Source organism: Micromonospora sp. NPDC048040, from assembly GCF_055587185.1.
In genome coordinates this window covers 25,125-32,331 of sequence record NZ_JBVJGT010000039.1, presented here as the reverse complement: position 1 = coordinate 32,331, position 7,207 = coordinate 25,125, and the positions used below count along the sequence as shown (strand labels likewise).

Genomic DNA, 7,207 nt, shown 5'->3' with positions numbered 1-7,207 from the left:
TGTTGACGGTGTTTTTCAGCTCCAGGATCTCGCCCTGCGCGTCGACCGTGATCTTCTGGCTGAGGTCGCCCTTGGCGACGGCGGTGGAGACCTGGGAGATGTTGCGGACCTGGCTGGTCAGGTTGCCGGCGAGCTGGTTGACGTTCTCCGTCAGGTCGCGCCAGGTGCCGGAGACGCCGCGCACCTGGGCCTGGCCGCCCAGCTTGCCCTCGATGCCCACCTCCCGCGCGACCCGGGTCACCTCGTCGGCGAACGACGAGAGCTGGTCCACCATCGTGTTGACGGTGTCCTTGAGCTCCAGGATCTCGCCCTGCGCCGCCACGGTGATCTTCTGCGACAGGTCGCCCCGCGCCACCGCCGTGGAGACCTGGGCGATGTTGCGCACCTGCGACGTCAGGTTCGACGCCATCGAGTTGACGCTGTCGGTGAGGTCCTTCCAGGTACCCGCCACGTTCGGCACGTCGGCCTGGCCGCCCAGCTTGCCCTCGGTGCCCACCTCGCGGGCCACCCGGGTCACCTGCTCGGCGAAGAGCCGCAGAGTGTCGGTCAGGTAGTTCATCGTGTCGGCCAGCTCGGCGACCTCACCGCGCGCCCCGACCGTGATCTTCTGCGACAGGTCGCCCTTGGCCACCGCCGTCGCCACCTGGGAGATCGACCGCACCTGGCCGGTCAGGTTCGACGCCATGGTGTTCACCGAGTCGGTGAGGTCCTTCCAGGTGCCGGCGACGCCGCGCACGTCGGCCTGGCCGCCCAGCTTGCCTTCGGTGCCCACCTCGCGGGCCACCCGGGTCACCTCGTCCGCGAACGACGAGAGCTGGTCGACCATCGTGTTCACGGTGCGCCCGATGCGCAGGTACTCCCCGCGCAGCGGCCGGCCGTCGATCTCCAACGCCATGTGCTGGGACAGGTCGCCCTCGGCGACCGCCACGATGACCCGGGCGATCTCGGTGGTGGGCCGGCCGAGGTCGTCGATCAACGAGTTGACGGCCCGCTGGCCCTCCGCCCAGGAGCCGTCCAGCCCCTCGTCGTCCAGGCGCTCGGTGAGCCGGCCGTCCCGGCCGACGATCCGGCTGATCCGCCGCAGGTCGAGGTACTGCCGCTCCTGGAGCGAGACGACCTCGTTGAAGGCGTCCGCGACCTCGCCGGCCCGGCCCGCCCGTCGGGGCAACCGGACCTTGAGGTCGCCGCGGCCGACCCGCCGCAAAGCCTCGGTCAGTTCGACGAGGAGCGCCTCGTGGTCGGGCGCGGACGGATCCGCGGTCGCCGACTGTTTCGCCGTGGTCATCATTCCTCGCTCAGCTCGGGGCCACCGACTCCTGCACGCAGGCCATCCCATCATTGTGCCCGCGACGTCGCCCCCGCCACGTCTGCGCGACCGCTCGCCACGCGCGGCAATCATCCTGCCCGTCCCGTTCCGCCCCGTCTGCACGGCCGGTCGCCACACGCGGCAACCGTCCCGTTCCCGCCCGTCCCGCCGCCGGCCGCCACGCGCGACCCGACGCCCTCCGCGCCGCCCGTCGGGCACCGGCTTGGCAGCCGAGCGGACGGCGGTGGAGGATACGGGGGTGTCAGCGGAGACGGGGCCCGCGGAGACCAGGGGCCGAGACCAGCACGTCCGGCGCGTCCGGCTCCCCGCCGACCGGCGTACGCCCGCGGCGGCGCGGGCGCTGGTGCGCTCGGTGCTCACCGAGGCACACCTGGACGAACTGGTCAACGAGGCGCTGCTGCTGACCACGGAACTCTCCACCAACGCGGTGGAGCACGCCCGCACCGAACTGGACATCGAGGTCGTCGCCGACCCGGACGGGCTCACCGTCACCGTCTCCGACTTCGCCGCCGGCCCGGTGGACGAGCTGACCGTCGGAGTCCGCAACGACGCCACGGACATCGACGAGGTCTCCGAGCGCGGCCGGGGCCTGCTGCTGGTCGACCACTTCGCCAACCGCTGGGGCACCACCTATCTGCCGACCGGCAAGGGCGTCTGGTTCCGGCTGGACCGGCCCGACCCGGCCGGCGACGGGGAGACCCATGCCGGGCGGGAGACGGCGCCGAGGGCCGCGGCCGCCGGGGGTGGCGCCGCCGCGACGGCGGAGAGCTCCGCGCCGAGCGCGGGGGCGATGAGCGAGTTGATGCAGACCACCCCCGACCCGTACGCCGAGGACCCGCTGCCCGACTTCGCGACCGGCCTGCTCACCCGGGTCGCCGAGATGGTCGGCGCGGCCGGCGGGGTGGTCCGGCTGGATCGGGGGGACGGACAGGGCGCACAGGTACTGGCCCGGTACGGCCGCCAGCCCCGGCCCGGCAACGAGCTGCTCCGGGTGCCGCTGGCGGTGCACCGGCCGTACAGCGGGGAGCTGGAGCTGGACGCGGCGCCGTCGGCGTACGCCCGGCCGCTGGCGGTGCTGATGGCCGAGCGGCTCTCGCTGCACCTGGAGAACGACCGGCTGCGCCGGGCGGACGTCCGCCGCCAGGCCTGGCTGACCTTCCTCGCGGAGGCCAGCGAACTGCTCGCGCAGTCCCTGGACGTCGAGCTGACGATGGCGCTCATCCCGCAGCTCGTGGTGCCCCGGCTCGGGCAGTGGTGCGCGGTGCACACCACCGACGAGTGGGGCCGGCTGCGCCTCGCGGCGGCCAGTCATGCCGACGAGTCGGTACTGCCCCACCTGCACAAGGTGCTCCAGGAGACCGGCCCGGAGTCGGTCCAGGCCCGGTTGCGGGAGGCGTCCCGCAACGGCACGCAGATGCCGCTCGGCGCGCCGATGGAGGGCTTCGCGGTGCCGCTGATCGCCCGTGGGCAGCGCCTCGGCACCCTGGCCGTCGGCCGGCACCAGCGGCACCGGCACGACCCGGACGAGGTCGCCGTGCTGGAGGACGTGGCGCGGCGGGCGGCGCTGGCGATCGAGAACGCCCGGATCCACGCCGAGCGCCGCCGGGTCGCGCAGACCCTCCAGCAGTCGCTGCTGCCGCCGGTGCTGCCCGTGGTCGAGGGCATCGGCTTCGCCGCCGAGTACGTCCCGACCGGCGACGACGCCGACGTCGGCGGCGACTTCTACGACGTGGTGCCGCTGCCGGACGGACGCTGGCTGGTGGTGGTCGGCGACGTCTCGGGCAAGGGGGTTCAGGCGGCCACGGTGACCGGTCTGGTCCGCGACGTCATCCGGGTGCTGGTCGGCGACGGCAAGCCGCTGCCGGAGGCCCTGGCCCGGGTCAACGAGACGCTGGTCGAGCGGGGTGGCGGGCGGTACTGCACGCTGGCCCTCGCGGCCGTCGGGCCGGGCGACGGCACGCAGCTCGACGTGTCGTTGCACCTCGCCGGCCACGACCGGCCGGTGCTGCTGCGCTCCGGTGGCGGGGCCGCCTTCGTCGGCGCCGGCGGCACGGCGCTCGGGCTGCTCGACGCGATCACCTCGCCGACGGCGGAGATCCCGCTCGAGCCGGGCGACTCGCTGGTCTTCTACACCGACGGGGTCACGGAGCGGCGGCGCGGCCGGGAGCTGTTCGGCACCGACCGGCTGCGCGACGCCGCCGCCCCGCTCGCCGGCTACTCGGCCGACGTGGTGGCCGCCCGGCTCCGTTCGACCGCGCTCGGCTTCTCGGCCGAGGCGCCCCGCGACGACATCGCCATCCTGGTGCTCCGCAACGACGCCGCCTGACGACGCGGCCTCGTCAGAGGCCGCCGGGGAGGCGGCCCGGGGCGAGGCGGTGGTGCGGGTCGAGGTGCTCCTTGGCCGCGCGCAGCCGGGGCAGCCCGGCCAGCTCGCCCCACAGGTCGACGGCCCGCCGGACGGCCGGCGGCGCGGAGAGCACCACGCACCGCCCCTGCCGGGCGAGGAGCACCCCGCGGACGGCGGCCAGGATCGAGGCCACCCGGTCGGGAGCCATGGCGCCGGGCAGGGCCGCGTGCACCACGCCCAGGCCGGCGGAGCCGCGCACCGGGACGGGGGCGCCGGCGGCGTCGCGCAGCGCGTAGACGGCGGCGTGCAGGTCGGCGATCGGCACCTCGATCCGCAGCGCCGTGTCGCCCGGGCCGAACGGGTAGCGACGCCACCACTCCGGCGCCGAGTGGCTGACCCCGGACCTGCCGCCGAGGAGCGTGACCAGGCGGTCGGCCCGCTCGGCGACGTCGGCCGGGCCGCCCTCCAGCAGCACCGCGAGCCGGCCGGCGCCGGCCGGGCCGAGCGCGGCGCGCCCCGCCATGGACGGGTGTCGCGCCATCGACTCGGCCCGGCCGTCCTGGCGCGGCCGGGGTCCCGCGCCGGCCGGCAGGTCCAGCTCGACCGCGGCCGGGTCGAGGCGGGCGGCGAGCACCGTGCGGACGAGGTCGTGCACCTCCAGCGGGGTCCAGACCGGCCGGGTGACCCAGATCCGGCCGGCCGGCACGGCCTGCACCCGCAGGGTCGCGGAGACCAGCACGCCGAGTGCCCCCTGCGAGCCGCAGAGCAGCCGGGCCAGCTCCAGCCCGTCGACGCCGCCGCCGGCGTTGACCAGCTCGCCGTCGGCGTCGAGGTAGCGCACGCCGAGGAGCTGGTCGCACGGGCTGCCGTGGCGGTGCCGCAGCGGGCCCGCCTCGCCGGCGGCGAGCACGCCGCCGAGGGTCGCGCCGGGCGAGGGGGCGTCGACCGCGAGCCGCTGCCCGGTGCGTTCGAGCGTGGCCTGCACCGCGCGCAGCGGGGTGCCCGCGCCGACCTCGGCGGTGGGCGCGCCGGTCGGCTGGTGCCCGATCCCGGCGAGCCGGCCGGTGTCGAGCATGATGTCGACCCGGTCGGGGGCGGCGCCCCAGTCGATCTTCGTGCCGGCGCCGCGCGGCACGACGGTCAGGTCGTGCCGGGCCGCCAGCCGCAACACCTGGGCGGCGGCGTGCGGGCCGCCGGGCACGGCCACCCAGCGGGCCGGGCGCCCCGCCACCTCGTCGGCCGGGCCCGCGAGGCGGGCGAACGGCGGGCCGCAGATCTCCGTCAACCGCCGGGTGATGTCGAGGGCTCCGGGTCGGTCGGTGGAACTCGCTGCTGCCGCCATGCCGGTCATCGTACACATGTTCGAAAGATGTGGCGGCGGGTCGACCGACGAGGCCACCCGGAGGGCGACCCGCGCCGGTAACGTGACGCCGTGACCACCGAGACCCCCGTGCCCACGGCGAAGCGGGTGCCCAGCGAGCGCACCCACCACGGCGACACCGTCACCGACGAGTACGCGTGGCTGGCCACCAAGGACGATCCGGCGACGATCGCCTACCTGACCACCGAGAACGCGTACACGGAGGCCCGGACGGCGCATCTCGACGGGTTGCGCGCCGACCTGTTCGAGGAGACCCGCCGGCGCACCCAGGAGACCGACCTGTCGGTGCCCAGCCGCAAGGGCGGCTACTGGTACTACACCCGCACGGTCGAGGGGCAGCAGTACGGCGTGCAGTGCCGCCGGGCCGTCCGGGACGGCGAGACCGACCCGCCGGTCAGCGCGGACGGCGCGCCGCTGGAGGGCGAGGAGGTGCTGCTCGACGGCAACCTGCTCGCCGAGGGGCACGACTTCTTCGCGCTCGGCGCGTTCGACGTCAGCCCCGACGGGCGGTGGCTCGCATACTCGACGGACTTCTCCGGCGACGAGCGGTTCACGCTGCGGGTCAAGGATCTCTCCACCGGCGAGTTGCTGCCCGACGAGGTGCCCGACACCTTCTACGGCACCGCCTGGTCCGCCGACGCCTCCGTGCTGTTCTACGTGACAGTGGACGAGGCGTGGCGGCCCAACCGGGTCTGGCGGCACACCCTGGGCACCCCGTCGAGTGAGGACGTGGTGGTCCACCAGGAGGACGACGAGCGCTTCTGGGTCGGCGTCGAGCTGACCCGCTCCGAGAAGTTCGTCCTCGTCGACATCCACAGCAAGATCACCAGCGAGGTGCTGGTGATCCCGGCCGGCAACCCGACCGGCGTGCCCGCGTCCGTGGCCCCCCGGCGGCAGGGCGTGGAATACACGGTCGAGCACCACGGCCACCGCTTCCTGATCCTGCACAACGACGGCGCCGAGGACTTCGCGCTGGCGTACACCTCGGCGGACACGCCCGGCGACTGGGTGCCGCTGATCGAGCACTCGCCCGGCACCCGGCTGGAGGCGGTGGACGCCTTCGCCGACCACCTGGTCGTCTCGCTGCGCAGCAACGGGCTGACCGGGCTGCGGGTGCTGCCGATCGGCGGCGGCGACGCCTTCGACATCGACTTCCCGGAGCCGCTCTACAGCGTCGGCCTGGACAGCAACCCGGAATACCAGACCAGGCAGATCCGGCTGCGCTACACCTCGCTGGTCACCCCCGACTCGGTCTACGACTACGACCTGGTCACCCGGCAGATGGTGCTGCGCCGGCAGAAGCCGGTGAAGCCCGGGCCGGACGGTCGGGCGTACGACCCGGCCGACTACGAGCAGCACCGCGACTGGGCGCTCGCCGACGACGGGACGCGGGTGCCGATCTCGCTGGTCTGCCGGGCCGGCACGCCGAAGGACGGCTCCGCCCCCTGCGTCATCTACGGCTACGGCTCGTACGAGGCGAGCATGGACCCGTGGTTCTCCATCGCCCGGCTGTCCCTGCTGGACCGGGGCGTCATCTTCGCCGTGGCGCACATCCGCGGCGGCGGCGAACTGGGCCGCCGCTGGTACGACCAGGGCAAGATGCTGGCCAAGAAGAACACGTTCACCGACTTCGTCGCCTGCGCCCGGCACCTGGTCAAGGCCGGCTGGACGGCGAGCGACCGGCTCGTCGCCCGGGGCGCCTCGGCCGGCGGGCTGCTGATGGGCGCGGTGGCCAACCTCGCCCCGGACGCGTTCGCCGGGATCGTCGCGCAGGTGCCCTTCGTGGACGCGCTGACCTCGATCCTGGACCCGTCGCTGCCGCTGACCGTCACCGAGTGGGAGGAGTGGGGCAACCCGCTCGACGACCCGGAGGTGTACGCGTACATGAAGTCCTACACCCCGTACGAGAACGTGCGGGCGGTGGACTACCCGGCGATCCTGGCGGTGACCAGCCTCAACGACACCCGCGTGCTCTACCACGAGCCGGCGAAGTGGATCGCCCGGCTGCGGGCGGTCGCCCCGCAGGGCGACTACCTGCTCAAGACCGAGATGGGCGCCGGCCACGGCGGGCCGAGCGGTCGCTACGACGCGTGGCGCGAGGAGGCGTTCATCAACGCCTGGATCCTCGACCGCCTCGGCCGCGCCTGAGCCA

The 7,207-nt window shown here is 74.5% G+C and carries 4 protein-coding genes; 2 read left to right on the top strand and 2 right to left on the bottom strand.

Annotated features, from left to right (window positions below):
* A partial coding sequence (locus tag ACZ6O2_RS26765; protein WP_466024772.1) for a HAMP domain-containing protein occupies positions 1-1,285 on the bottom strand: 1,285 nt, incomplete at its 3' end.
* Positions 1,286-1,565: 280 nt separating this feature from the next.
* Between ACZ6O2_RS26765 and ACZ6O2_RS26760 the strand changes: the two genes are divergently transcribed.
* Entirely contained in the window at positions 1,566-3,653 is a 2,088-nt protein-coding gene (locus tag ACZ6O2_RS26760) for a SpoIIE family protein phosphatase (RefSeq protein ID WP_350701971.1), read from the top strand.
* A 13-nt stretch (positions 3,654-3,666) separates the two neighbouring features.
* On the opposite strand, the gene ACZ6O2_RS26755 is transcribed toward ACZ6O2_RS26760, so the two are convergent.
* Positions 3,667-5,016: an FAD-binding oxidoreductase gene (locus tag ACZ6O2_RS26755; RefSeq protein WP_350701972.1), complete on the bottom strand. Its 1,350-nt coding sequence runs from the start codon at positions 5,014-5,016 to the stop codon at positions 3,667-3,669.
* A 90-nt stretch (positions 5,017-5,106) separates the two neighbouring features.
* On the opposite strand from ACZ6O2_RS26755, the gene ACZ6O2_RS26750 reads away from it, so the two are divergent.
* Positions 5,107-7,203, top strand: a complete 2,097-nt coding sequence (locus ACZ6O2_RS26750; protein WP_466024771.1) for a S9 family peptidase — start codon at positions 5,107-5,109, stop codon at positions 7,201-7,203.
* The last annotated feature ends 4 nt before the right edge of the window (positions 7,204-7,207 follow it).

Coding starts and splice junctions, on each gene's coding strand:
- ACZ6O2_RS26755 (WP_350701972.1), bottom strand. CDS start 5,016: ATGGCGGCAGCAGCGAGTTCCACCGACCGACCCGGAGCCCTCGACATC.